This window comes from Kibdelosporangium aridum, from assembly GCF_900176515.1.
Taxonomy (GTDB): Bacteria; Actinomycetota; Actinomycetes; order Mycobacteriales; family Pseudonocardiaceae; genus Kibdelosporangium; species Kibdelosporangium aridum.
Window position 1 is genome coordinate 92,869 of record NZ_FWXV01000002.1, and the last position, 25,254, is coordinate 118,122.

General features: G+C 65.1%; 25 protein-coding genes and 1 pseudogene. 11 read left to right on the forward strand and 15 right to left on the reverse strand.

From position 1 onward, the window contains the following. Positions 1 to 248 precede the first annotated feature (248 nt). Genes B9C43_RS09890 through B9C43_RS09910 form a run of 5 tightly spaced genes read left to right on the forward strand, consistent with a single transcriptional unit; the run spans position 249 to position 6,261 of the window. Complete coding sequence (locus B9C43_RS09890; RefSeq protein ID WP_143446257.1) at positions 249 to 722, forward strand: formate dehydrogenase subunit gamma; 474 nt, start codon at positions 249 to 251, stop codon at positions 720 to 722. Beyond that, positions 719 to 2,269 carry a formate dehydrogenase beta subunit gene (locus B9C43_RS09895; RefSeq protein WP_084425749.1) on the forward strand — a complete coding sequence of 517 codons (1,551 nt, stop codon included), beginning with the start codon at positions 719 to 721 and terminating at the stop codon, positions 2,267 to 2,269. The genes B9C43_RS09890 and B9C43_RS09895 overlap by 4 nt, the downstream gene beginning before the upstream one ends. Then, positions 2,266 to 5,076 (forward strand): formate dehydrogenase subunit alpha, encoded by a 2,811-nt coding sequence (gene fdhF, locus B9C43_RS09900; protein ID WP_084425750.1) that lies wholly within the window; start codon positions 2,266 to 2,268, stop codon positions 5,074 to 5,076. Before B9C43_RS09895 ends, fdhF begins: the two co-directional genes overlap by 4 nt. Positions 5,077 to 5,079: 3 nt before the next feature. After that, complete coding sequence (locus tag B9C43_RS09905; RefSeq protein WP_084425751.1) at positions 5,080 to 5,292, forward strand: formate dehydrogenase subunit delta; 213 nt, start codon at positions 5,080 to 5,082, stop codon at positions 5,290 to 5,292. A 33-nt stretch (positions 5,293 to 5,325) separates the two neighbouring features. Then, on the forward strand, positions 5,326 to 6,261 hold the full coding sequence (locus B9C43_RS09910) for a zinc-binding dehydrogenase (protein ID WP_084425752.1): 936 nt from the start codon (positions 5,326 to 5,328) through the stop codon (positions 6,259 to 6,261). On the opposite strand, the gene B9C43_RS09915 is transcribed toward B9C43_RS09910, so the two are convergent. The 7 genes from B9C43_RS09915 to B9C43_RS09945 are packed head-to-tail and all read right to left on the reverse strand — an operon-like array spanning position 6,251 to position 13,098. Further along, complete coding sequence (locus tag B9C43_RS09915; RefSeq protein ID WP_033381022.1) at positions 6,251 to 7,069, reverse strand: carbohydrate ABC transporter permease; 819 nt, start codon at positions 7,067 to 7,069, stop codon at positions 6,251 to 6,253. The genes B9C43_RS09910 and B9C43_RS09915 overlap by 11 nt on opposite strands. Continuing rightward, complete coding sequence (locus B9C43_RS09920; protein WP_084425753.1) at positions 7,059 to 8,000, reverse strand: carbohydrate ABC transporter permease; 942 nt, start codon at positions 7,998 to 8,000, stop codon at positions 7,059 to 7,061. Before B9C43_RS09920 ends, B9C43_RS09915 begins: the two co-directional genes overlap by 11 nt. Then, on the reverse strand, positions 7,997 to 9,235 hold the full coding sequence (locus B9C43_RS09925; protein ID WP_084425754.1) for an ABC transporter substrate-binding protein: 1,239 nt from the start codon (positions 9,233 to 9,235) through the stop codon (positions 7,997 to 7,999). The genes B9C43_RS09920 and B9C43_RS09925 overlap by 4 nt, the downstream gene beginning before the upstream one ends. A gap of 2 nt (positions 9,236 to 9,237) precedes the next feature. Next, on the reverse strand, positions 9,238 to 10,830 hold the full coding sequence (locus tag B9C43_RS09930; RefSeq protein WP_084425755.1) for an FAD-dependent oxidoreductase: 1,593 nt from the start codon (positions 10,828 to 10,830) through the stop codon (positions 9,238 to 9,240). Between the two features lie 57 nt (positions 10,831 to 10,887). Next, positions 10,888 to 11,901, reverse strand: coding sequence for a LacI family DNA-binding transcriptional regulator (locus tag B9C43_RS09935; protein ID WP_084425756.1), 1,014 nt, complete (start codon positions 11,899 to 11,901; stop codon positions 10,888 to 10,890). Between the two features lie 44 nt (positions 11,902 to 11,945). Further along, a complete protein-coding gene (locus B9C43_RS09940; protein WP_084425757.1) occupies positions 11,946 to 12,320 on the reverse strand; it encodes a hypothetical protein in 375 nt (124 codons plus the stop codon). A 22-nt stretch (positions 12,321 to 12,342) separates the two neighbouring features. Beyond that, entirely contained in the window at positions 12,343 to 13,098 is a 756-nt protein-coding gene (locus tag B9C43_RS09945; protein ID WP_084425758.1) for a TetR/AcrR family transcriptional regulator, read from the reverse strand. A 107-nt stretch (positions 13,099 to 13,205) separates the two neighbouring features. Here B9C43_RS09945 and B9C43_RS09950 point away from each other — a divergent pair, with 107 nt between their 5' ends. The 3 genes from B9C43_RS09950 to B9C43_RS09960 all read left to right on the forward strand — a co-directional run bounded on the left by B9C43_RS09950 (position 13,206) and on the right by B9C43_RS09960 (position 16,256). After that, complete coding sequence (locus B9C43_RS09950; protein WP_084425759.1) at positions 13,206 to 14,138, forward strand: ATP-binding cassette domain-containing protein; 933 nt, start codon at positions 13,206 to 13,208, stop codon at positions 14,136 to 14,138. After that, on the forward strand, positions 14,135 to 14,923 hold the full coding sequence (locus B9C43_RS09955) for an ABC transporter permease (RefSeq protein WP_084425760.1): 789 nt from the start codon (positions 14,135 to 14,137) through the stop codon (positions 14,921 to 14,923). The genes B9C43_RS09950 and B9C43_RS09955 overlap by 4 nt, the downstream gene beginning before the upstream one ends. A 106-nt stretch (positions 14,924 to 15,029) precedes the next feature. Beyond that, positions 15,030 to 16,256, forward strand: a complete 1,227-nt coding sequence (locus B9C43_RS09960; protein WP_084425761.1) for a cytochrome P450 — start codon at positions 15,030 to 15,032, stop codon at positions 16,254 to 16,256. Between the two features lie 99 nt (positions 16,257 to 16,355). Here the strand turns inward: B9C43_RS09960 and B9C43_RS09965 are convergent, their stop codons facing one another. Further along, complete coding sequence (locus B9C43_RS09965) at positions 16,356 to 16,898, reverse strand: YciI family protein (RefSeq protein ID WP_033381012.1); 543 nt, start codon at positions 16,896 to 16,898, stop codon at positions 16,356 to 16,358. Positions 16,899 to 16,907: 9 nt separating this feature from the next. After that, a complete protein-coding gene (locus tag B9C43_RS57490) occupies positions 16,908 to 17,060 on the reverse strand; it encodes a hypothetical protein (RefSeq protein WP_200825519.1) in 153 nt (50 codons plus the stop codon). Positions 17,061 to 17,296: 236 nt separating this feature from the next. Between B9C43_RS57490 and B9C43_RS09970 the strand changes: the two genes are divergently transcribed. Together B9C43_RS09970 and B9C43_RS09975 are read left to right on the forward strand one after the other, a co-directional pair. Continuing rightward, on the forward strand, positions 17,297 to 17,725 hold the full coding sequence (locus B9C43_RS09970) for a hypothetical protein (protein ID WP_200825520.1): 429 nt from the start codon (positions 17,297 to 17,299) through the stop codon (positions 17,723 to 17,725). A 424-nt stretch (positions 17,726 to 18,149) separates the two neighbouring features. Then, complete coding sequence (locus tag B9C43_RS09975; RefSeq protein ID WP_143446258.1) at positions 18,150 to 19,181, forward strand: hypothetical protein; 1,032 nt, start codon at positions 18,150 to 18,152, stop codon at positions 19,179 to 19,181. A 206-nt stretch (positions 19,182 to 19,387) separates the two neighbouring features. On the opposite strand, the gene B9C43_RS09980 is transcribed toward B9C43_RS09975, so the two are convergent. The 6 genes and pseudogenes from B9C43_RS09980 to B9C43_RS56665 form a co-directional block, all read right to left on the reverse strand. After that, on the reverse strand, positions 19,388 to 20,143 hold the full coding sequence (locus B9C43_RS09980) for a class I SAM-dependent methyltransferase (protein ID WP_084425763.1): 756 nt from the start codon (positions 20,141 to 20,143) through the stop codon (positions 19,388 to 19,390). 108 nt (positions 20,144 to 20,251) lie between these two features. Continuing rightward, positions 20,252 to 20,374: pseudogene (locus B9C43_RS09985) on the reverse strand (single-stranded DNA-binding protein); the annotation flags it as partial. A gap of 112 nt (positions 20,375 to 20,486) precedes the next feature. Next, on the reverse strand, positions 20,487 to 21,038 hold the full coding sequence (locus B9C43_RS09990; protein WP_200825521.1) for a methyltransferase family protein: 552 nt from the start codon (positions 21,036 to 21,038) through the stop codon (positions 20,487 to 20,489). A gap of 17 nt (positions 21,039 to 21,055) precedes the next feature. Further along, a complete protein-coding gene (locus tag B9C43_RS09995) occupies positions 21,056 to 22,213 on the reverse strand; it encodes a 4-hydroxybenzoate 3-monooxygenase (RefSeq protein WP_084425764.1) in 1,158 nt (385 codons plus the stop codon). 62 nt (positions 22,214 to 22,275) lie between these two features. Continuing rightward, positions 22,276 to 23,889 (reverse strand): purine-cytosine permease family protein, encoded by a 1,614-nt coding sequence (locus B9C43_RS10000; protein WP_084425765.1) that lies wholly within the window; start codon positions 23,887 to 23,889, stop codon positions 22,276 to 22,278. Positions 23,890 to 23,974: 85 nt separating this feature from the next. Further along, entirely contained in the window at positions 23,975 to 24,127 is a 153-nt protein-coding gene (locus tag B9C43_RS56665) for a hypothetical protein (RefSeq protein WP_160096458.1), read from the reverse strand. An 86-nt stretch (positions 24,128 to 24,213) separates the two neighbouring features. Here B9C43_RS56665 and B9C43_RS10005 point away from each other — a divergent pair, with 86 nt between their 5' ends. Further along, positions 24,214 to 25,182, forward strand: a complete 969-nt coding sequence (locus tag B9C43_RS10005) for a GlxA family transcriptional regulator (RefSeq protein WP_084425766.1) — start codon at positions 24,214 to 24,216, stop codon at positions 25,180 to 25,182. Positions 25,183 to 25,254: the final 72 nt, after the last annotated feature.

Sequence of the window (25,254 nt, forward strand, 5' to 3'; positions counted from 1 at the left end):
CTATCGGTGTTCTGACTCCGACAACCACTCACGAGGTCTATCAGTCGATGCGGCCGGTCTTAACCTGCCACGCGGGGAGCACCCACTTGTACGCGACCTTCTGCTCTGTCGTCCGTTTTCACCGGTGCCGCAGCCGACGTCGAGCACGTCGCCGCTGACTTTCCGGCTTTGACCATGCCTCTTTCGCTGGACGATCTCAGTGGGTACGGTTGTTGTATACCGTATGCAGATGTCGTTGGGAGATGAGAATGACCCCCGATGCGCTGGAGCAGCGAGTGCGGGCGGTGGTGGACGCACATCGCGGCGACCGGGGCGCCCTGCTTCCCATCCTGCACGGACTACAGGCCGAATTCGGCTACGTCAGCCACGACATGGTGCCGATCGTGGCCCGTGAACTGAACCTTTCCCGTGCTGACGTGCACGGTGTGGTGACCTTCTACCACGACTTCCGGCCGGAGCCCGCCGGCCGGACCGTCGTGAAGATCTGCCGTGCCGAGGCGTGTCAGTCCGTGGGGGCCGAGAAGCTCGCCGAGCACGCCCAACAGGTCTTCGGCGTCAAGCTCGGGCAGACCACTCCCGACGGCTCCGTCACCATCGAGCAGGTTTTCTGCCTCGGCAACTGCGCGCTGGGCCCGGCCGCCCAGATCAACGGCCGGATGTACGGGAAGCTCGATGAGCAGCGGCTGGACAGGCTCATCCGCAGTGCCGAGGGGAATGCATGACCACGATCTACGTGCCGCGTGACTCCGCCGCTGTCTCGGTGGGCGCGGACGCGGTAGCCGAGGCTGTCCGGACCCAAGCCGAGGCGCGCGGCCTGGATGTCCGGCTTGTCCGCAACGGCACGCGCGGGATGCTGTGGCTTGAGCCGCTTCTGGAGATCGACACGCCTGAGGGCCGCGTCGGCTACGGCCCGGTTGAGCCGCACCAGGTCGCCGAGATCCTCGACAACCCGGACCACGAGCTCAAAGTCGGGCTGGTCGACGAGCTCAAGTGGATGAAAGACCAGACCCGGCTGTGCTACAAGCGCGTCGGCGTAACCGATCCGCTGTCCGCGGACGACTATCTCGCCAACGGTGGCATGGCGGGCCTGCGCAACGCGCTGGAAATGGACAAGGCCGAGGTCGTCAAGGCCGTCACCGACTCCGGGCTGCGTGGCCGTGGCGGCGCGGGTTTCCCCGCGGGCATCAAGTGGAACACCGTCCTGAACACGCCCGGAGAGCTCAAGTTCGTGTGCTGCAACGCGGACGAGGGCGACAGCGGCACGTTCGCCGACCGGATCCTGATCGAGGGCGACCCGTTCTGCCTCATCGAAGGCATGGCGATCGCGGCATACGCGACAGCCGCGACCGAGGGCTACGTCTACCTCAGGTCCGAATACCCCGACGCGGTCAAGACCCTCCGCCAGGCCATCGAGATCGGTTACGCACGCGGCTGGCTGGGCGAGAACATCCTTGGCTCAGGCCTGAAATTCGACCTGTACGTCCGGGTCGGCGCGGGTGCGTACATCTGCGGTGAAGAGACCTCGATGCTCGAAAGCCTTGAGGGCAAACGGGGCATGGTCCGCGCGAAGCCACCGATCCCTGCCATCACAGGGCTTTTCGGCAAGCCGACGGTCGTCAACAACGTGCTCACGCTGGCTTCCGTGCCCTCGATCCTCGCCGACGGCGCCGAAGCGTACGCCGCGCTCGGCATGGGCCGATCCCTTGGTACACAGGTTTTCCAGCTCGCCGGGAACATCGCGCGCGGTGGTGTCTACGAGACCGCGTTCGGGATGTCCTTGGCAGAACTGATAAACGAATACGGTGGCGGCACCCGGTCCGGGCGTCCAGTACGAGCGGTGCAGGTCGGCGGCCCGCTCGGCGCATACCTGCCCGCCGACCGGCTCGACATCCCGCTCGACTACGAGGCGTTCGCCGCGGCGGACGCCATGCTCGGGCACGGGGGTGTGGTGGTGTTCGACGACACCGTTGACATGGCTGCGATGGCGCGCTTCGCGATGGAGTTCTGCGCCGAGGAGTCGTGCGGCAAGTGCACCCCGTGCCGGGTGGGCTCGGTGCGCGGCGTCGAGACCATCGACAAGATCGTCGCTGGTCAGGACACGGACGCGAACCTGGCTGTGCTGAACGACCTGTGCGAGCTGATGACAGACGGCTCGCTGTGCGCGATGGGTGGTCTGACGCCGAACCCAGTGCTCAGTGCGCTGAAGCACTTTCCAGACGACTTCGCTGTAAGAACTCCTAGGGCATCCCATCAGGAGACAACGTCATGACGCTGATGAAGGAACCCGACCTTGGCACACCCGCCAAGCCGGGCGAGGCGACCGTCACGGTCGAGATCGACGGCATGCCGGTCACAGTGCCGCCAGGCACCTCAGTCATGCGGGCCGCTGCCCTGACCGGTGTTGACATCCCGAAACTCTGCGCGACCGACACCCTTGACGCCTTTGGTTCCTGTCGCTTGTGCCTCGTTGAAATCGATGGCCGCAAAGGAACTCCGGCCTCGTGCACCACGCCGGTCGCCGAAGGCATGAAGGTGCGTACCCAGACGCCCAAGGTGGAGAAGCTCCGCCAAGGCGTCATGGAGCTGTACATCTCCGACCACCCGCTGGACTGCCTGACCTGCTCCGCCAACGGCGATTGCGAATTGCAGGACATGTCCGGCGTCGTCGGTCTGCGGCAGGTCCGTTACGGCTACGAGGGCGAGAACCACCTCGACCTGCTCACCGACGACAGCAACCCGTACTTCGACTTCGAGGCGTCCAAGTGCATCGCGTGTTCGCGATGTGTCCGCGCCTGCGGCGAAATCCAAGGCACGTTCGCGCTGACCATCGAGGGCCGTGGCTTCGAGTCCAAGGTCTCCGCCGGTGGCGTGAACTTCATGGACTCCGAGTGCGTTTCGTGTGGCGCGTGCGTGCAGGCGTGCCCGACGGCCACGCTGCAGGAGAAGTCCGTGGTGGAGCTCGGAATGCCGACGCGCAGCGTGGTCACCACGTGTGCGTACTGCGGCGTCGGCTGCTCTTTCAAGGCCGAGATGCGCGGCGACCAGCTCGTGCGGATGGTGCCGTTCAAGGACGGCGGCGCGAACGAGGGTCACTCGTGTGTCAAGGGCCGCTTCGCTTTCGGGTACGCCACGCACCCCGACCGCCAGATGAACCCGATGATCCGCGAGTCGATCACCGACGAGTGGCAGGTGGTGGACTGGGACACCGCGATCACCTACACCGCGCGGAAGTTCCTTGAAATACAAGGAAAGTACGGCGCGAGCGCGATCGGCGGGATCACCTCTTCCCGTACCACCAACGAAGAGGTCTACGTCGTGCAGAAGATGGTGCGCGCGGCGTTCGGCAACAACAACGTCGACACGTGCGCCCGCGTCTGCCATTCGCCGACTGGTTACGGCCTGAAGCAGACGTTCGGCACGTCCGCGGGAACGCAGGACTTCAAGTCGGTGGCCGAGGCCGACGTGATCATGGTGATCGGCGCGAACCCGACCGACGGCCACCCGGTTTTCGCATCGCGGATGAAGAAGCGGATCCGCGAGGGTGCCAAGCTGATCGTGGTCGACCCGCGCCGGATCGACCTTGTGCGCTCGCCGCACATCGAGGCGCAGTACCACTTGCCGCTGCAGCCGGGCACGAACGTGGCGATGGTCAACGCTTTCGCGCACGTCGTGGTCACCGAAGGCTTGGTGGACCAGGACTTCGTGGCTGCCCGGTGCGAGGGCTACGAGGAGTGGGCGCAGTTCATCGCCCGCCCGGAGAACAGCCCGGAGGCCACCGAGTCGATCACCGGCGTTCCCGCTGCCGATGTTCGTGCTGCCGCGAGGCTGTACGCGACCGGCGGCAACGCCGCGATCTACTACGGCCTGGGCGTGACCGAGCACAGCCAGGGTTCAACGATGGTCATGGGTATGGCCAACCTCGCCATGGCTACCGGCAACATCGGCCGCGACGGCGTGGGCGTGAACCCGTTGCGTGGTCAGAACAACGTGCAGGGTTCGTGCGACATGGGTTCGTTCCCGCACGAGTTGTCGGGGTACCGGCACGTGTCGGACGAGGCCGTGCGCGAGGTGTTCGAGACGCTGTGGGGCCGGCCGATCCTGCCCGAGCCGGGCCTGCGCATCCCGAACATGTTCGACGCGGCCATCGACGGCACGTTCCGGGCCCTGTTCGTGCAGGGTGAGGACATCGCGCAGTCCGACCCGAACACCAAGCACGTCACCGCGGCCCTCGCCGCGATGGACCTGGTCGTGGTGCAGGACCTGTTCATCAACGAGACAGCCAAGTTCGCGCACGTCTTCTTGCCTGGTACATCGTTCCTGGAGAAGGACGGCACATTCACCAACGCCGAACGCCGGATCAACCGGGTCCGCCCGGTGATGGCGCCGAAGACCGGCATGCACGAGTGGGAGATCCCGTGCCGCATCGCGCAGGCGATGGGTTACGAGATGTCCTACAACAACCCCAGCGAGATCATGGACGAGATCGCCGCGGTCACCCCGACCTTCTCCGGTGTCTCGTTCGAGAAGCTCGACAAGCTGGGCAGCGTGCAGTGGCCGTGCAACGACGCCGCGCCGACCGGCACGCCGATCATGCACGTCGACGGGTTCGTGCGGGGCAAGGGAGCGTTCGTCCCGACCACGTTCGTGCCGACCGACGAGCGCAGCACCCGCAAGTTCCCGTTGATCCTGACCACCGGCCGGATCCTGTCGCAGTACAACGTCGGCGCGCAGACCCGCCGTACCGCGAACGTGGCCTGGCACCCGGAGGACGTGCTGGAGATCCACCCGCACGACGCCGAGGTACGCGGGATCAACGATGGCGACATGGTGTCCTTGGCCTCGCGGGTCGGTGAGACCACGCTGAAGGCGACCATCTCGGACCGGATGCCGGTCGGTGTGGTGTACACGACGTTCCACCACCCCGTGACCGGCGCCAACGTGGTCACGACCGAGAACTCGGACTGGGCCACGAACTGCCCCGAGTACAAGGTCACGGCGGTCCAGGTCGGGCTGCGCACCTCGGCCGCCGCGGCCGAGGAATCCGCTCGCGAAGACATCCCGATGGCGGTGGACTGACGTATGCACACCCAATCACCGCAAGTCCGCATGGCGAACGAGATCGCGGTGCAGTTCCACCACCAGCCGACCCGGCAGGCGGCAGCGGCGATCGCCCAGCACATCAGGCTGTTCTGGGACCCGCGGATGAAGGCGGAGCTGCTGGACAAGGCACAGACCGAGGCAGCATCGCTCGATCCGCTGGTGCTCGATGCGGTCACATACCTCAAGCCTTGACCTCAACCTCTGTTGAGGTTCAAGACTGGCGGTATGCGAGCGATCGAGATAGCCGAATACGGCGGCCCTGAGGTCCTGAAGGTCATCGAGGCCCCTGACCTGGTCCCGGAAGCCGGCCACGTGCTGATCGACGTGGCCGTGTCCGGGATCCAGTCGTTGGACACCTACCTGCGCCGCGGTCAGTGGCAGGACTTCTTCCCCACCACGCCGCCGTACATCCCGGGCATGGAGGCCGCTGGCGTCGTCACCGCTGTCGGTGAAGGCGTCGACCCTGGGTGGGTGGGCCGAAAGGTCGTCGCCAGCGTCCAGAACGGTTACGCGACACAAGCCGTCGCCGACGTCGGCGCGGTCATCCCGGTGCCGGAAGGACTCGGCCTGCCGGAGGCGATGGCCCTGCTGCACGACGGCAGCACAGCAGCCGGTCTGCTTGAGGTAACCCCGGTCAAAGCGGGCGAAACTGCGCTCGTCCAACCTGCGGCAGGCGGTCTGGGCACTGTTCTCGTCCAACTGTTGGCCACGGCCGGGGCACGGGTGATCGGGGTGGCGCGCGGCGCTGAGAAATTGGCTCTGGTGAAGGATCTTGGCGCCGATGTCGCGGTCGACTACACCGAGCCAGACTGGACCACGCAGGTCGGGGTGGTCGACGTTGCATTCGATGGTGTCAGCGGTTCTTTGGGCCAGGCGGCGTTCAGCACTGTGCGGGACGGCGGCCGATACTCCAACTACGGCAACGCAAGCGCCTCCGATGAAGGCGTCTCGCCCGAGCGCGGCATCACCGTGCGTGGGATCGACCAGCTTTCGGACCTGCGTGGCGGCTACCGCCCTCGTGCCGAGCATGTCTTCGAACTGGCCGCGGCCGGGACGATCCGGGCGGTGATCGGCCGGACCTACCCGCTCGACCAGGTGGCTGAGGCCCATCGAGCCGTCGAGGCCCGCGAGGTCCTCGGCAAGGCGCTGCTCATCCCTTGAGCCCGGTCTGCGCGAGGCCTTCGACGAAATGCCGTTGCGCGATGACGAAAACGGCCAGGACAGGCAGGACCGTCGTGACGGACGCGGCAAGCTGGACGTTCCAGATGTTGCCGCCGTAGACGTCGACGTACTGGGTGAGCGCGAGCGGCAAGGTGAACATCTCCTTGTCGCTCAAGTACACCAACGGTTCCAGGAAGAAGTTCCACGTGTTGAGGAAGGTGAAGATCGCGACGGCGGCCAGCGCCGGGCGGGCGATCGGCAGCGCGATGCGCCGGTAGAGCCCGAACCGGCCAAGGCCGTCCAGCCGTCCCGCCTCTTCCAGCTCGTCCGGCACCGTGATGAAGAACTGCCGCATCACGAACGTGGCGAGCACACTGGGCGCACCGAAGATCGGGATCACGATCAACGGCCAGTGCGTGTTGGTCAGTCCCAGTTCGTCGACCATCCGGAACAACGGGATGATGGTGACCTCGCTGGGGATCAGCAGTCCGATGAGGACGACGACGAACAGCTTGTCGCCGCGGAACTTGATCCTGGCGAACGCGTAACCTGCCAGCGAGGCCACGATCATCGTGCTGACCGTGACGACCACAGCGATGTACAGGCTGTTGAAGTACTGCCGCGCCAACGGGTAGTCCGCGAACGCGGTCGCGTAGTTCTCCCATCTCGGAGCAGTCGGGAACAGCTTCGGCGGGTAGCTGAGGACTTCGTTGGCAGGCAACAAGGACGCCGTGATCATCCACCACGTCGGGAAGACGAACGGCACGGCCAGAAGGATGAGCAGTGCGTACAGCGCCTTACGCCTCATAGAAGACCCACCGCTTCCGCATCCGCCACTGCAGCGTGGTCAACAGCGCGATGATCACGAACAGCACGACCGCGAGCACGGCGCCGTAGCCGAAGTCGTGGTTGCCGAAGGCTTGTTGGTAGAAGTAGAAGACCAGGACGTTGGTGCTGTCCGCGGGTCCTCCGAGCGTGAGGATCTGGATCTGGGCGAACACGTGCAGCGCGCCGCTGACCGTGATGATCGCGGTCAGCAAGGTGGTCGGACTGATCATCGGCAGGGTGATCGTCCGGAACCTGCGCCAGGGCCCGGCGCCGTCCAGTTCGGCGGCTTCGAGCAGAGATCGCGGCACGCCTTGCAACGCGGCCAGGAACAGCACCATGTTCAGGCCGACGTTCTTGATCACCTGGACCACGATCACCGAGATCATCGCGGAGTTCTCGCCACGCAGCCAGTTCGGCCCGTCGATGCCGACCGCCTGGAGCATCGCGTTGATACTGCCGTTGTCCTGCAACATCAGGTTCCACGCGATCGTCCACGCGACCAGTGAGACCACGACCGGCGAGAAGAAGATCGTCCGGAACACCGTCGTGCCGTGTAGTTTCTGGTTCAGCAACACGGCGAGCAGCAACGCCAGGCTGAGGTTCAGGACCACCAGCCCGACGCAGAACAACACCGTGGCGCGGGCGACCGACGGCATCACTGGATCGTCGAGCAGGTGCTCGTAGTTCTCCAGCCCGGCGAACTCCGTTGTCCCGGCGAGCAGATTGGTGCTCTGGAAGCTGTACCAGATCACCGCGATCAGCGGGCCGAGCACGAACAGGAAGAACCCGAGCACCTGCGGCGCGATGAAGGCCCAACCGACAAGTGCGTCACGCCGCCGAGGCGTCCAGAACGGTTTCGCGGCCGGCGGCTCTGGCGGTGCCGCCGGACGCAGTTCGGTGTGGACAGTCATTGGCTGAGCACCGGGTTGATCGCTTTGCAGACACCGTCAAGGACAGTCTGGACGTCGGCGTCCGGCTTCCACAGCGGATCCAAGGCGGACTGCACCAAGCTGTTGATCTTCGCGCTGTTGGTGTGTGCGGGCAGCACCTCGCCGGTCTTGATCCCGTTCACCACCACGTCCTGCAGCTGCTCGGCACTGAACAACGGGCTGACCTTGGCCAGGCTCTGCGCGTTGATCAGGCTTTCCCGTGCCGGTGGGAAGAACTGGCTGAGCTTGGCCGAATTCGCCGGGTTGGTGAAGAAAGCAAGGAAGTCGGCGGCAGCCTCCTTCTGCTTTCCCTTGACTGGCACACCGATCCCGGCTTGGCCGATCACCTGCGCGTTGGCTTTCGGGCCTGCGGGCAGCGGCACGATCCCCCACTGGAAAGGCTTTTCCTTCAGCAGCCCGGCCCGGCTGATCTGCGCGACCGTCATACCCGACTGACCGGCGAAGAAATCGGCGGTGGTTCCCGGTCCTGGCAACGCTTTGTCGGTGAAAATGGCCTTGTGCAGGAATCTCATCGCCGTGAGCATCTCCGGGCTGCTGAACCCACAGGCTTTTCCGTCCGCTGGCCAGGCATCGGCGCCGAAGCCACGCCACACGGAAGCGAGCGTGACCCACGTCTTGTACTCGAAATCGCGGATCACCAACCCGGACTTGCCGGTCGACGAGGCCACTTTCGCGGCCATCTGCATCGCGGTGTCCCAGGTCCACCGACCCGCGGCTTGTGCCTGCTCGGGCGTCTCGGTGATGCCCGCCTGGCCGAACAGGTCCTTGTTGTAGAACATCCCGAAGGGTGATGTGGAGAACGGGTATGCGTAGAGCTCGCCGTTCTTCTGCCACAACTTCGTCGACGCGGGCGTCAGTTCTTCCGCGTTCTTCAGTACCGGGCTGAGGTTGACCAATGCCTTTGACTCGACGAAATCGGGTGCGTCCCGCTCGAGGATCCACGCCAGGTCAGGCGGGTTGCTTCCGGCCAGTTGCGTTGTCAGTGCGGTGTTGTATCGGTCGAACGGAACCACGTCGAAGGTGATCGACTTGACGTTCGGGTGCGCTTGTCTGTATTCGTTCGCGATCTCGTCGAACAGGGCCAGCTGGGATTTCTCGCTGGTCCACACGGTCATTCGCAGGTTCACTTCGGCGTTGCCGGTACTGCTCGAACAGCCGGCGACGAGCAGCAGCAGGGCCAGTAAGGCGACTCTCATGGTCAGTATCCTTTGATCTCCGGCCAGGCCAGCTCGACGCCGCGCTTGACCAGCACGGACTGCAGATCGTTGAGCAGGTCGGGCTTCTCGCGGACCGCGTGCGGAGGTTCCCCGGTCTGCAGACAGCGCGCGGCGAGCGCACCGGCGGCCTCGCCGATGTTCCACTCGACCGGATGCAGCCGGTACGCACCGTTCGTGATGTGCGTGGTGCCGATATTCTTGTTGGCGGGCAACAGGTTCCGCATCCGGATCGGGAGCAGTGCGCCGAGCGGGATCTGGAACGGTGTCGAAGCCACATCCAGATAGTTGTCTCCGCCAGTCGACGGATGCAGATCGATCCGGTACATCCCGACGCCCACGGAATCCTTGTACTGCGTGGCGCCGTGCTCACCACGGACGGCCAATGACACATCGGTTTCCTTGATGGTCTCGACTGCTTTGATCCGGCGCGATTCCCGGATGTACGGCTCCTGCGCGAGACCATCTGTTGTGCCGAGGATGTCCGGACGCATCCGGAGACCGGGAAAACCGGTACCGCCGTCCGGCCTTGGGGCTTGCGTCTGCATCCAGTACAACGCCGACAGCGAGAGTTCTTTCATGGCCGCGCGGTGCCGATCGGCATCGTCCACTTCGAACACCGGACCGTCCAGGTAGTCGATCATCGGCCAGTTCACCAGCGTGATGTCACTGGCGTACGTGCCCGGCTCGAAGACGTTGCGCGCGGCGATCCGGCGAAACCGCCACAGGTCCAGGGTTCCCGGGTTCTTGCTCTGGTCGGCGACCACCGAGAGCGGGTCGTCGTCCGGGTTCGGGTCCAGCCAGCCCTCCGCGGCCTCGAGCGTGCGCGGGTCCGGCCAGCAGAACGCAAGGAGGTCACCCGGCCAGACCTTCGGCCGCGCGGCGCGCCAGTAGTCGTACGTCGCCGGGCGGTCGATGACGTGGTTGCCGTCCACATGCTCCATTGCGAAACACCACGACGCAGCCTGCATGTTCAACGGCTGAGCCTCGGCTGGAGCGCTCGGTTCACCCGTGTCCTGTTGCGACTCGAAACCTGTCACGTACTCGACGTTCGCCAGTGGCAGCAGGTCACCGGTTTCCGTGGCGTCGATGACGTAGCGTGCCGTGATTGTCAGGTCGTGGGTGAAGTGGACGGCCTTGACCTGGTCGTTGTCCACTTCTGTCCCGATCGGACTGTACGGCTGCAACAGCTGGACGCGACCGGATGCCCGGTGCGGCGCCAACATCGCTTCCAACACTGCCACAGCGACCCTCGGCTCGTGGCACAGCGGGCTGACCAGCCCACCGCCCGGGTTGAGTCTCCGGTGCTTACGGGCCGCGGCTGTGAGCGGATAGTGCTGGCGGTAGTAGCCGCGGATGCCGTCTCGTAATGCCCGATAGGACGCCGTGACGCCGAACTGCTCGCTCCATGGGTGTTCGTCCGGCGGTACGGCCTGTGCCGTGAGCTGGCCACCGATCCACCGGTCGCCTTCGACAAGGATCACCCTGGCCCCACCCTCGGCCGCCGCCAACGCGGCCGCGACCCCACCAAGCCCGGCTCCGACGATCAGGACATCCGTGTCCACGCTGCGCCCCATCCGCTGATTATTCGAATTAGCGAACGGTAAACACCCTGCTTCGGCTGTGTCAACAGGTCAGTTTCCCGCGGCGGTGGTCGAACCCTCGTGGATCTCACACGGCAGCAGCACAGACTTGGGCTTGCCGCCGTTGACCAGCTCGATCAACATCCGGACCGCCCGCACGCCCATCTCCGTGCGCGGGATGCGGAACATCGACCAATCCGTGTCCGACGTGGGCACGGCGTGGCTGGGCTGTTGCGTCGGATCCGGATCCCCGAGCACGACGACGGAGAGGTCCTTGGGCACGTCGACGTAAGCCTTGATGCCGTCGGCCATCGCCATGCTCTCCACCAACAGAGCGGTCGCTTGGTTCTCCCGGGCCTCCCGAAGGGCCCGTTCCGGATCGTCCGCCACGATGACCAGCGGTGCCTTCTTGTGCTTACGGGCGGCAGCCTGATACCCGGCCCGCCTGTCCAAAGTGGGCTCGTTCTCCTCCGGGACGCTCAGCAACGCGATCTTGCGGTGCCCGATCCGCCACATCCACTCGTAAACGTCCCGCGTGGACGCGACATAGTCGGCGCCGACATAACTCACCGGCCCGGAGGGCGAATCCCGCCTGCCAATGAAGACAAAGGGAAACTGCTCATCGACAAGCCGCGCGAGCTCAGCGGGATCGTTGTGCCTGCCAAGCAGAACGCACCCGTCGGCGATCCGCAACCGGTTGGTCTCGCCCTCGTAGACCCGCCGCCGCCCGTCCTTGCGGCCGGGACTGGTGAACAGGAGCAAGTCAAATCCCTGAGCCTCAGCCTCTTGCTCGATACCGAGCAGGAACGGCCGGTAGAAGTCGGCGACGCCGGACGGGAAAACGGACTCGTAGGTGAAAACCCCCAGAATCTGGTTGGTCTTGCCGCGCAACCGCCGCCCCATGATGTCGACCGTGTAGCCAGTCGACCGCAGCGCGTCCTCAACCCTTTTGCGCGTCTCCGGCGACACCCGGACACTGTCGGACCCGTTGAGCACCAAGGAGACGATCGCCTGCGACACGCCGGCGATGCGCGCCACCTGCGCCTGCGTGACACGTCCCGCCATGGTCCCACCCTCTCACCGGTCCACCTCAACCCAAGTATTCACGACTACCTCCGGAGCGCTGAGCCGACGTTGTCCGGGTCGGCGAAGTGGCCGGCCTCGACACCCGGGTCGGGGCCTTCGTGCCAACGGACGTCACCCGCGACGACGTAGTCGAACCCGGTGCCCTCCTCCACCACGAAGAACACGTCCTCGTCGTCATAAACGACCTTCGGCGTCTCGGCCTCGATCCGCTGCCGTTCCGCCTCCGTCGCGTGCCGGATCCGCAGGCCCGCGTACCAACCGCACAGCTTCTGCACCCGGACCAGCCTGAACAGGACGTCGATCCGGGTCACTCCACCGCTGCGCAGCAGCAGCTGGCTCTTCGTTGCCGTGTAGTCGTACGGCTGGAAGTTGCGGTCTGAGGCGAAGATCCAGGTCATCACCGCATCTTGCCCGAACTGTCTACTGCGGACTAGCGCGTTTCTCGACGTACGCGGCCACTCCGTCGAGGTAGAGCTGCAGGCTGAAGTCGAAGTCGGTGTCTATTCCGTCCTCGTCCCACAATGAGTCCTCGTCGAAGACGCCTGCTGCCACCAGTTTCGTCAGCGCGGGAAACTCGCGCGGGTCGAGGATCTGCGTCAACGCGTTGTGGTACTGGCGGCCGAAGGCGCTTGGGTCTTCCCGGTATCCGGCCGCCAGCTGCGCGCGTAGTTGGTACTCGCCGCGCAGGAAGGTCAGCAGGCCCATCACGACACCGGCCTTCTCCGGCTCGGTCAGGTCCGTCTCGCCCAGCGTCGCGAGCCCTCGGTCGAACCACTGCAGGTTGTGCGGCCCAAAGGGCGGCGCGCTCACCGGGATCTCGTGGTACCACGGGTGTTGCGCCACCGCGGCGATGATCGCTTTCGCCCACGTCTCCAGGCCTTCGCGCCAGCCCGTGTTCTCCGGGAACTCCGGTGGCGGCTCCAGCGCCGCGTCGCCCATCAGCATGAGCAGTTCGCGCTTGCTCCTCACGTAGCGGTACAGCGCCATCGTCGAGTTGCCGAGGTGGGCGGCAACCTTCGCCATCGAGACCGCCGCCAGTCCTTCGGCGTCCGCGATCGCGATCGCGGCCTCGGTGATGTCGCGGACCTTCAGTGCCGGTTTCGGCCCGCGCCGTGCCGTTTCCCGCGCGCCCCACAGCAGCGCGATGTGTTCCGGCAGCTCGGTCTGGTCGGTCATCCGCTCCCTCTCCTCGCGGCCAGTTTAGAGAAGCCGGGCTTGCGCAGCCTTACTGCGTAGATGCTACGCTAATTCGCGTATCACATACGCAGTAGCGGGGAGGGGCAATGATCGTCGAGGTAGAGGGCCTCAAGAAGGCCTACGGGGACAACGTGGTGCTAGCCGGGATCGACCTGCACGTGCCGGAAGGCTCGGTGTACGCGCTGCTCGGGCCCAACGGCGCGGGCAAGACCACCACCGTGCGGATCCTCACCACGCTGACCCGGCCGGACGCCGGGAAGGTGCTGGTCGCGGGGCACGACGTGGTGCGTGAACCGGCGAAGGTGCGCGCCGAGATCAGCCTGACCGGCCAGCACGCGGCGGTCGACAACGAGCAGACCGGCCGGGAGAACCTGGTCATGACCGGCCAGCTGATGCATCTCGGCCGGTCGGCGGCACGGCGGCGCGCCGACCAGCTGCTGGAGCGGTTCGACCTGCTCGACGCGATGCACCGCCGGGTCAAGACGTACTCCGGCGGCATGCGCAGGCGGCTGGACCTGGCGATGAGCCTGGTCGCCGAGCCGAAGCTGATCTTCCTGGACGAGCCGACCACCGGCCTCGACCCGGCCAGCCGGACAACGATGTGGGACGCGATCAAGGAGCTGGTCCGGGCCGGCACGACCGTCGTGCTGACGACCCAGTACCTGGAAGAGGCCGATCGGCTGGCCGACTGGATCGTGCTGATCAACAAGGGCGCCGTGGCCATGTCCGGCACGGCCGACTCGCTCAAGGCCCAAGTCGGCGGCGAGCGCATGGAACTGACCTTCGACGACGAAACGAGCGTCCTGCGGGCCGCGGAACTGCTGGGAGGCCAGGTGAATCGCGAACGACGCGTGCTCGACCTGCCATCGGACGGCACTGCGGCGCACGTCCACTCAGTACTGAATCACCTGGAGGCTTTCCGCGTTTCAGTCGCCCGGGTGTCGTCGCACAGGCCGACCCTTGACGACGTTTTCATGGCCGTCACCGCGGACCGTCCCCGTGAAGGAGCGAACGCATGACCACCGCAGCGATCCGGCACGGCGGAGTCGCCAACGCCTTGAGCGACGCGCTGACGATGATCGGCCGGAGCATCCGGCTCACCCGGCGCAACGGCGAAACCCTGTTCCTGTCAATCTTGTTGCCGCTGCTGATGATGGCGTTGTTCGTGTACGTCTTCGGCGGCGCGATCAACACCGGCACCGCGTACATCAACTACGTCGTGCCGGGAACAATCCTGCTTTGTGTCGGATACGGCGCCGCATCGACCGCGATGTCCGTCGCCGACGACATGAACAACGGCATGATCGACCGGCTGCGATCCATGCCGATCAGCACCTTCGCGGTGCTGACGGGCCACGTCGTCGCAAGCATCGCGCGCAACGCGCTGACCACCACGATCGTGATCGGCACGGCGATCGCCATGGGCTTCCGCCCCAACGGTTCGTTCGTCGACTGGCTGCTCGCCGCCAGCCTGCTGCTGCTCTATGTCCTGGCTCTGTCCTGGCTCGCCGCCGGGCTCGGCGCGATCGCGAAGGGCGTGGAATCCGCCAGCGGGTTGAGCTTCTTCATGCTGTTCCTGCCGTACCTCAGCAGCGCGTTCGTCCCGACCGACACGATGCCGTCGTTCCTGCGCGCGATCAGCGCCAACCAGCCGATCACACCGGTCATCGAGACGACCAGGGGGCTGCTCACCGGAACGCCGATCGGCGACAGCGGCTGGACCGCGCTTGTCTGGTTGGCTGGGCTGCTGGCGTTCTCGTTCACGCTGGCGATCCTGCTGTATCGCGTCCGCACCCGTAAGTGATGACTGCACCGGCCATGTCTCTGGCATGGCCGGTGTCAGGGCCGTGTCAGTCGCGTGTCTGGTGCCTCGTCGATCGTGGTCGGCAACCGCCACGAAAGGACATCCGATGAGCCAGACGGTCCCCATCCCGCACGGCCTGCCCATGGACCGCGACGCAAGCCCCTTCGATCCGCCGAGTCAGATCACCCGGCTGCGCGACGCTCGGCCGGTCAGCCCCATGGTCTTTCCCGACGGTCACCAGGGTTGGCTCGTCACCGGGTACGAGGCGGTCCGCCAACTGCTTGCCGACACCCGGTTCAGCTCCCGTCAGGACATCGGCATCCTGCACATGCCGTACGAGACTCCCGGGATGCCCGCCCCCACCGAACCGTCCCCGCAGATGCCGGGCGTGTTCGTCGCGATGGATCCGCCGGACCACACCCGGCTGCGGCGCAAGCTCATCGGTGCCTTCATGGTCAAGCGAATGAAGCAGCTCGAAGAGCACATCATCGACACCGCCGAGCGGCAGCTGGACGAGCTGGCGCGGCTCACCCCGCCGGTCGATCTGGTCACGCATTTCGCGCTTCCGGTGCCATCACTGGTGATCTGTGAACTGCTCGGTGTGCCCTACGCCGACCGGGAGACCTTCCAGGCCAACTCCGCCAAGTTCCTGGAGAAGGACATCACGCTCGAGGACAAGATGGCCGCGGTCGGCGGACTGACCACGTACCTGGCCGAACTGGTGACGCGCAAGCGCGCCGAGCCGAGCGAGGACATCCTGTCCGACCTGGCCGGCGACGAGGACCTCAGCATCGAGGAACTGGTCGGCATCGGTTTCATGCTGCTGCTCGCCGGTCACGAGACCACAGCCAACATGCTGGCACTGGGCACCTTCGCGCTCCTGGAGCACCCCGAGCAGCTCGCCGAGCTTCGTGCCGACCCGGATCTGGTGCCTGACGCGGTCGAGGAACTCATGCGTTACCTGTCCGTCGCCGACATCTTCTTCCGCTACGCCGCGGACGACATCGAGCTCGGTGGCGAGACGATCAACAAGGGATCGACCGTCATCGTCTCGTTGCTGGCCGCCAACCACGACCCCAAGCGCTTCGACAACCCCGACACCCTGGACATCCATCGCAAGGCTCGTGGTCACCTGTCCTTCGGCCACGGCGTGCACCAGTGCCTCGGCCAGCAATTGGCCCGCATCGAAATGCGCGCCGGTTTCGCCGGTCTGCTGCGCCGTTTCCCGACCCTCGAGCTCGCCATCCCCGCCAGTGAGGTGCGGCTGAAGACCGACATGAACATCTACGGCGTGCACGAACTGCCGGTCACCTGGACCGAAACGGCTCCGTAGCACGCTAGGCCACGAGAGAGTCGCGAACGGCCCCTCGACATCCGCGACTCTCCGTGGCGTGATCTTGGACTGTCGCGGGCGCCGATCGGTTCCCTGTCGTTACCGTCGTCCGCCGAATTCCCAGTCGTGGACCTCGATTTCGGCGTACCGATGCACCGTCAGCAAAGACCGTGCCGTGTCGGGGTCCGATGCCTGGACCAACATCGCCGTCCCCAACCAGTTGGTGCCGTCGTCGGACAACAGCGGCCCGTACGCGATCAGCCCGTCCTGATCTGCCGGCACGTCGAGATCAGCTGCTTCGCCCGTGCCGAAGCCGAGCACCAGGTACCGGTTGCCACCTTGCATGCCACCTGGGAAGTCCCACATCGTGCGACCCAACATGTTGCGCCACCGGCGAAGCAGCACATCCCGGTACGCTCCTGCCTGATAGTTGGGCTCCTCGAACGCGAAAGCCCTCGCCGCCACGGGATCCGGCAGATCGACGATGTGCACGCTGCCGGTCGGGACCTCACCGACGAATGTCGGTCCGCGCGCGATCAGCTGACTCTCGAACCGGTCCATGTAGGACCAGTGCGCTTCGATCAGCTTCTCGCGCAGCGGCAGCGACCCGGGCCGGTCCCGGTGGTAGCAGAAGAACTCCATACCCCATTCTTACCTAAGCTCACAGGTGAGCAGGGAGAAGTCCAGCGGCAGGTCATGGTGGGCGGTCACGGTGAATCCCGCCTCGGCCAGGAGCTCACGGTAGTGGCTGATCGTGCGCTCCCGTCCGCCGACGTTGCACAGCATGTGCACGTCCCATGCCACGGCAAGGGAAGGAAGTCGAAGACCTCGGCCACTTGGCCGAAGATCGACGCACTCGCGGCCATCGCTGTAGCAACTGCCGCGGGTTCTCCTGCTGAGCAAAGCTGCTGATCAGACGAACTTCGAGGTCGGCCTGGGTTCGCACGGCGCGAACGGAAGACTGACCCTCCTTCAGGATTCCTGAAGGGTCTCTGACATTCATGACACCTGATCTTCGTGAACGAACTGAAGGAGTCGCGGTGAGGCTGGCTGTCGTGCGGTCCGCAGGAACGGCCGTGCGTTCGCCGTCGCCGCTAGAGCTCGATGACTTCGAGCAGGAGCTCGTTGACCAGTACGCGCTGGCGGCCGCCGCTTCTGGCACCACCGACAACCACATCGCGCACGAACGCTCCGTGCTCTTCGCCTTCATCCGGCACATCGGCCGTCACGTGTGGACCGCGCAGCCGCTGGACGTGGACGGATTCCTCCACCAGCAGCGCAAGGGGTTGGGGCTCGCTGGGAGCACGGTTCACGGCAAGGCCGGCGCCCTGGCTCGGTTCTACGACTCGTCATCTGCGACGTGCTGGACTGCCAAGCCACCGACCTGCTTGTCCGTGAGCCGGACAAGGTCGCCGCTCGCCGGCCTAAGCGCGCGGCCGACAACACCGCCACCAGGTCAACGTCTGTGATGCCACGACTCGGCAGGAACAGATCACTGCCGCCGGCGTGACGTCTCCGCGTACTTGTTCGACGTGCAAGTTGCGGCCTGTCGCTACGCCTCGGCATCAGCACTGCTACCCGTGCTCACCGGGTGGACCGGTCACGCCACCGCCGTGTCGGAAGTGTGGTTCGTCCGAGCTCTACTACTCGGCCGCGCTCTGTCAGCGGTGCCATCGCTTCGCACCCCAGGTGATCGACAGTTGCGTGGACTGCTTGTGCTGGGGCGTCACCAGGACCAACAAGTGGTTGTGCGAGTGATGCCGCGGTTTGCGACGGAGGTTCCCCGCTCCAGGAACCTGCTTGTCGTGCCACCGCACCATCACCGTGAACGCGGACGGCTTCTGCCGACTCTGCTGGCGCCAGTCGGTTGGAGAACGTCCTCACGGCACAGGTTTGAGCATCCTCGAGGCCAACCGGCACGGACAGCAGCTGTACTTCGCTGATCTGTTCAGGCAAAGGCGCTCAACACCCGCGCCGCCCGCAACACCTCGGCGCCGCCACCGCGAGTACCCAGTCCTGCACCGCCAACTCAGCTTGGTCGACTTGACCCGCGACATCGCCCGCGGTCAGCGGCGAGGATTTCAGGATCCGCCCGATCCCGAGTTCGCCAGGCTGCTCGACCTGGCCGCGCACGAGCACGCCTCCGCGCACGGATGGAGCAAGACAAGGCTCAACGATGCCCGCAAGGGCATCCGCATCCTGTTGTCCATTCAGGACACAGCAGGAAGCGTGATCAGGACGACCGAGGTCTCGCAGCTCGAACAAATCTCGCTGGCCGTACAACCAGTGCTGGATGTGTTGGAGTCCGCAGGACTTCTCGACAGCGACCGGAAACCTGCATTGCTCGCATGGTTCGACCGGCAGACCGAGTCCCTGCCCGGTCTGATGCGTGACGAAGTCCGTGTGTGGTTTGACGTTCTGCGGCTGGGCAGCACCACTCCACCGCGGTGCCGTCCACGGGCCGAACCCACTATCCGGCTGCGCATCCGCTACGCATTGCCCGCACTGCAGGCGTGGGCCGCCGACGGACACACGTCCCTGCGTGAGATCACACGTGACCAGGTCAAGACCGCCCTCCCTGACCAGGGCAGCGACCGGTCGCTGGTCGGGCAAGCCTTGCGGTCGTTGTTCCGGTTGCTCAAAGCACGCCGGATGATCTTCACCAATCCGACCACCCACATTCGCACGGGCAGGCCCGAGACACGGACCCCCATGCCTCTGCGGGTCGCGGCACTCCAGCAGGCGTTGAACTCCAACGACGCGGCCCAAGCCGTCATCGCTGCCAGCGCGACAGGAGGAGACGTCCGTCGCCTGTGCGATCTGTTCGGCATCAGCGTAAAAGCAGCCGAGCGCTACGCCCACGCACTCGGGCATCCCAAGGTCACAGGCACATCCCACACCAATCCAGCAGAAGTTTGTCGCTGAGCCAGACGAGCGACGCTGTTTGTCACTTGCCAAGGTCAGTGGACCACCGCGTTGCCAGCGATGGGACCATCCTGTCGCTTGGCGGCTTGGTGTGAACACCTTCTAACGAACGATGTCGGCGTGTACATCACGTCCTGCCGATGACGTCCTCTTCTGCCGATGAGCGAATGATCGAAACTGGCTTTCCGGGTAGTTGAGCCCGATTTCTATACTTTGCTCGCCACCACCATGTAGTTCTCGGCCTCAGGGTTGAACGTGCTCATTTCCGTCCGAAGTCCGACCCGGCGCAACTCGACTTCGAGTTCGTCGTATCGGTAGGGCCAGCACGACAGCAGTTCCGAGCGGACAAGAACCGACCCAGCCGCATCAACTTGCGCGACTGCAATCTCGATGTGGTGCTCCTCCTCCCAAAGCGGTGCAATCTCCCAGCGGTAGACCACGACGGCATCGCGACCGTTCCGGCGGACGAGTCGGTCACTGATGTTCAGTCGGGAACCTCTGGCCCTCACGAGTTCCCACGTGCGGGAGGTGAGCACCAAGCGTCCACCACGGCGCAGAAGCCGTGACATCGACTCCAGAGCAGCAACCCTGCCTCTCGCGCCCACGGCATGATGCAGCGAGTTGCCAACGCAGAACACCATGTCGAAGGTGACGTCATCAAAATGGTCGGGCAACTCTTCCCAGTCCGCCCGCACTGTCCGGACAGATGCACCGAACTCCTCAGACAACTCCGCAGTCCGACGAACCATCGCTTCGCTGGCATCAGTTGCGACAACCTGGATGCCAAGACCGGCGAGGCCAACCGCTAACTGTCCGGTTCCGCACGAGCAATCGAGGACGTGAGCGTTCGACGGCAGGAGACTGAGGACGTCATCGAACGACGCAGCGAACTCGGCCGGAGCCAGCTTCGCATCGGAGATGAGCCACTCGTACACCTCGGCAAGCGCGTCATAACCCGTCACAACTACTACCTCCGTCACGTGGCCCACTCACGGTGGCACATCAGTACATCAGCGGAGCAAGTCGGTTCACCAATGGTTTTGCAGGAGCAACCCGTCCGCTCATGCCGTGTCGAACACGCGCGCCGTGCTCGCAACCGTGAAGTTCACGACCGCTGCACCCGACGGAGCGAAAGTCAGCTCTGGATCCGCAGTCAAGTTCCCGACCAACGTAGTCGTGGTCTGTCCAGCCATGGCGATCAAACTCCCCAGTTCTATGAGGAAGGCTCGACGAGACTTCGTTGCACGGCAACGATCAACTGGCCGCCGTACTGTCCGGTTCACGAACTCCAGTGGTCGGCCATGGTCAGCACACGACCTGCACCCGTGAGTTCCAGCCGTACATGGCTTCAGAAATCGCGAACCCTCGGGAAACGCGGGTGAAGCCGAGTTCCGGGCGCGCGGCGAAGTAGTCGAAGTGGTGCGCACCGAACACGTGCTCGAACGCGTCCTGCCCAGTCCGGACGGCGTGTTCCAACGAGCCGAAGGACTCATAGAACGATCCGCCGTAGAGCAACGCCAACGGGTGCAACGAATACTGCGCGTCGGTGCGGAGCAGCTCGCCCAAGGAGGTCAACGCGTAACCGCCGCCAGACGCACGTAAAACGCCCAAGCTGGCCAGATATCGCAACAATCTGAGCAGACTGTCCGGATGAGCGCCGACCTTCTCCGCCAAGTCCTCAGTGGACTCACTGTCGGCCAGGTGGTCGAAGATCCGCAAGGACGCTGCGACTGCCAGAGCCTGGGTCTGCCAGGCACCCGTCATCAGGCCGAGCAAACGGTGGGCCGGTGCTTTCCGCACGGTCCGCGGAGTGGTGATCGGCTCACCACCGAACTCGGTTGCTTCCTCGTCAGGCACGTCTCCCCCACGGCGACTCAGACTCCGATGTAGTTCTCCGCGAAGAAGTCCTGGTGCGCACGCGAGTCGCGGAGACTTTCCAGCCGCGCGCGCTGCAACGATCGCAGGAAGACCGAATCGCTGTCGTTCCCGAAAGGGCCGTGCAAGAGGTCGATCATCCAGTGCGAGAACTCCTGCGCACGCCAGATCCGGGGCAGCACTTCCGCGCTGTAGCGGATCAACGGCTGCGCGTCGCCGAGGTTGATCTGCGTGGCCAGGGCCCTCGCGAGCACTTCCGCGGCCATCAGTGCGAGGTTCGCGCCCTTCGCCGCCGACGGGCTGATCAGGCTGGCCGCGTCGCCGGCCAGGAACAGCGTGCCGTGCTGGATCGGGTCCATCACGTGCGATGTCATGTCCACGACCCGGCGCTCGACGAACGGCCCGGTGCGCAGTTCGCCGTGCTGGTCGGCCCGCATCCGGACGTGCAGCTCGTCCCAGATCTCCTTGTCCGACCACGCATCCGGATCGAACCCCGGCGGGACTTGCAGGTAGTACCGGGTGATCGTGGCGGTGCGGGCCATGTGTCCCGCGAAACCGTTGGGGTGAATCGCATACATCACCGCGGCCATGCTCGGCGGTGCCTGAGCCAACAGCGCGAACCACGAAATCCCGTGATCCCAGTGGTACACCTGCGCGGGAACGGCCTGGCGGGAAACGCCGCGCTGCCCATCACATCCGGCCACAAAGCGACCGGTCAACCGGGAACCGTCGGCGAGCAGCAGAGCCGCGTCGTGCGGGTCGATCTCCTGCACTTCCGTGGCGAAGCGGATTTCGCCGCCCCTGTTGAGGAATTCCGCGATCAGGTCACGCACCAGGTCCTGCTGCGGGTACACGGTGTGGATCTCGCCACGGCCCAACCCGCTGTACTTGAGTTCGAACTCGCCGTGATCACCGCGAAACACGCACGTGTCATGGTGCTGTCCGTTGGTGTGCAAGCCTTCCGCGAGCCCGTTCTCGCTCAGGATCCGGACGCTGTTCGCGGCGAGGAAGCCCGCGCGGGTACGGCTTTCCACGTGGGCACGGCTCTGCCGTTCCACGATCAGGCAACGAATCCCCTCGGCCCGCAGTATGTTCCCCAGTACCAGACCCGCCGGCCCGGCACCACAAATGAGCACGTCCGCGCTCGACGTGGACATAACAACCCCCAGTGGTCCTTACCACCGTACAGGCGTTGGCAAGGTGACTGGGGGCCGGTCGATCATGTTGCTTGCGCGGGCAATACGTGTTTTCCGGTCCGGTCGGTGCTCAGGCACAGCGAGCAGATCACGCCGCCCTGCGCGCTGGCCAGGACGTCCGGCCGTTCATAGCTCTGTTCGCAAACCTGGCAGGTGTAACGCTTTGCGCTCGGGTTGCCGTCCTCGTCCAGCATCGGCTCGTCGATTCCGTCGTCGGTCCGGCGCAAGTAGTAACGGCCGCGCGTCACGATCGCCATGAGCGGCGTGAGCACAAGGGCGATCACCACTGCGGCGACTGGGGAGAACGGCTGGACGCCCGAGCCGAAAGCACCGAAGTAGATCGCGATGGAGATCCCTGAGGACGCCAGGAACGCTGTCAGGCCAACTGGATTGAAGCCGTACAGCATGCCGCGCCGGAACTCCGGCTGCTTGGGCGAGAGGCCGAGCAAGTACTTGTTCACCATGATGTCGGTGGCGACCGTGACGACCCACGCGATGGCGCAGTTGGAGTAGAAGCTCAGCAGGTTGTTCAGGAAGCTGAACATGTCCGCTTCCATCAGGACCAACGCGAACGCAAGGTTCACCACCACGAACACCAGCCGTCCCGGGTATCGGCGGGTGACCCGGGTGACGGAGTTGGTCCACGCCAAGGAACCCGAGTACGCGTTGGTGACGTTGATCTTGACCTGGCTGAGCACGACGAGCAGCAGCGCCAGCGGAACCACCAGCCACAGCGGCATCATCTGCTTGAGAGCGCCGGTGAACTGCTCGATCGGCTCGACCGCGGCCGTCGCCCCAACGGCGTCCAAAATGTACACGGCGAGGAAGACACCGATGATCTGTTTGGCTGCCCCGAAGAACACCCAGCCGGGCCCGGCCGCGATCACCGAGATCCACCACGAGCGCTTGTTCGCCTCGGTCTTCGGCGGCATGAACCGCAGGTAGTCGATCTGCTCGCCGATCTGCGCCATCAGCGACAGGCAGACCCCGGCACCGAGCATCACCGCGGCGACGTCCACACCGGACTTGTAGGAGAGAAACCGCTCAACCGAACCGGGATCGGCGATGACCAGGTACCCGATCGGCGCGACGATCAGCACGAGCCACAGTGGATTGGTCCACGTCTGCAGCTTGGCAAGCGCCTTCATCCCGTAGATCACCAGCGGGATGATCACCAGTGTGGAGACCAGATACCCCAGCCAGAGCGGCATCCCGAGGCCGTAGCGCAGGCCCTGCGCCATGATCGAGCCCTCGAGGGCGAAGAAGATGAACGTGAAGCTGGCGAAGATGACACTCGTCAGCACCGAGCCGTAGTACCCGAAGCCCGAGCCACGGGTGATCAGGTCGAGGTCGATGTTGTAGCGGGCTCCGTAGTACGCCAACGGAAAGCCGGTGACCAGGATGATCGCGGCGGCGAACAGGATCGCCAGCAGCGCGTTGGACGTGCCGTGCGTCAGGCCGATGCCCGCACCGATGGAGAAGTCGGCCATGTAGGCCATCCCGCCGAGTGCGGAGGCCCCGACAACCGCCGGCGACCAGCGCCGGTAGCTGCGCGGCGCGAACCGGAGGGTGTAGTCCTCCAGTGTTTCCTTCGTAGCACCGCTGCGCTGGGTAGGTACTGCCTGATCGAGTGCCATCCTGGAAATTTAGGAACGGCAAGTTTCGGCAGCCCTTACCCAGCGATGACGGGCTTGTTACCAGCTGTGTCAGTGCCGCGTGACCCTAGGGAGACAGGATCGGGCGCCTTCGAGTGGTGTCCCGGACCTCGAAGTCCGTGTTGCCTGCCAACTGCTTGTAGGGCAGTCGCACGTGGTTGCGCTGCAGACCGTAGATCAGAGCCGTTACCAGGATCAGGAAGAAGATTGTCTCAGCCATGGCAGAAATTATTCTTTAGGCAACTTCCCGCCAACAGTGGCAGTCCTGACGTTGTCCAACAAAATCCTGCCAAGTAGCATGGCGGCATGCTCAAAACCGTGGCGGCGGTGCTCGTGGACGAGTTCGCCCCGTTCGAGTTCGGCGTGCTCTGCGAGGTTTTCGGGGTCGACCGCACCGACGACGGCGTGCCGCCGTTCGAGTTCCGGGTGTGCGCCGAGCAGGCGAATGTCCCCCTGCGGACGTCACTCGGTGTTTCGCTGATCCCGGAGTACGACCTGAGCGCGCTCGACGACGCGGACTTGGTCGCGATCCCGGCGTGCAACATCCGTGACGAGTACCCCGAGCCCGTTCTCGATGCCATCCGCAAGGCCTCCGCGCGGGGCGCGACCGTGCTCACGGTCTGCAGCGGGGCCTTCCTGCTGGGCGCGACTGGATTGCTCGACGGCAGGTTGTGCACAACTCACTGGCGGCACGCGGCGGATTTCGCCGACCGTTTCCCCGATGCCAAGCTCGATCCGGACGTCCTGTTCGTCGACGACGGCGACATCATCACCAGCGCGGGCACAGCCGCCGGAATCGACGCCTGTCTGCACCTGGTCCGCCGCGAACTCGGCTCGGGACCGGCCGCCGCGATCGCCCGTCGGATGGTCGTCCCGCCCCAGCGTGACGGCGGTCAACGCCAGTACGTCGAGCTGCCGATGCCGCAGACCGGTGACAGCCTCGAGCCGGTGCTGACCTGGATGATCGAGCACCTCGCGGTCGAGCACACCGTTGCCGACCTGGCCAAACGCGCCCAGATGTCGGAGCGGACCTTCGCCCGCCGATTCGTCGCCGAGACCGGGACGACCCCGCTGCGCTGGCTGTCCACGCAACGCGTCATGCACGCGCAGCGGCTGCTCGAGGAGACCAGTCTGAGCATCGAGGACATCGCACAGCAGTGTGGTTTCGGCGGCGCGGCGTTGCTCAGGCACCACTTCAACAAGGTCGTCGGAGTGGGGCCGAAGGACTACCGCCGGACGTTCGCCGCGAGCCCGAAAGGGCAGAAATCCGGGTGACCGGGGCCACTAACCGACACGTTCGAGTGATCATTCCGGATATGGCCGTCAGACAGGCCCTGGGGAGGCGTC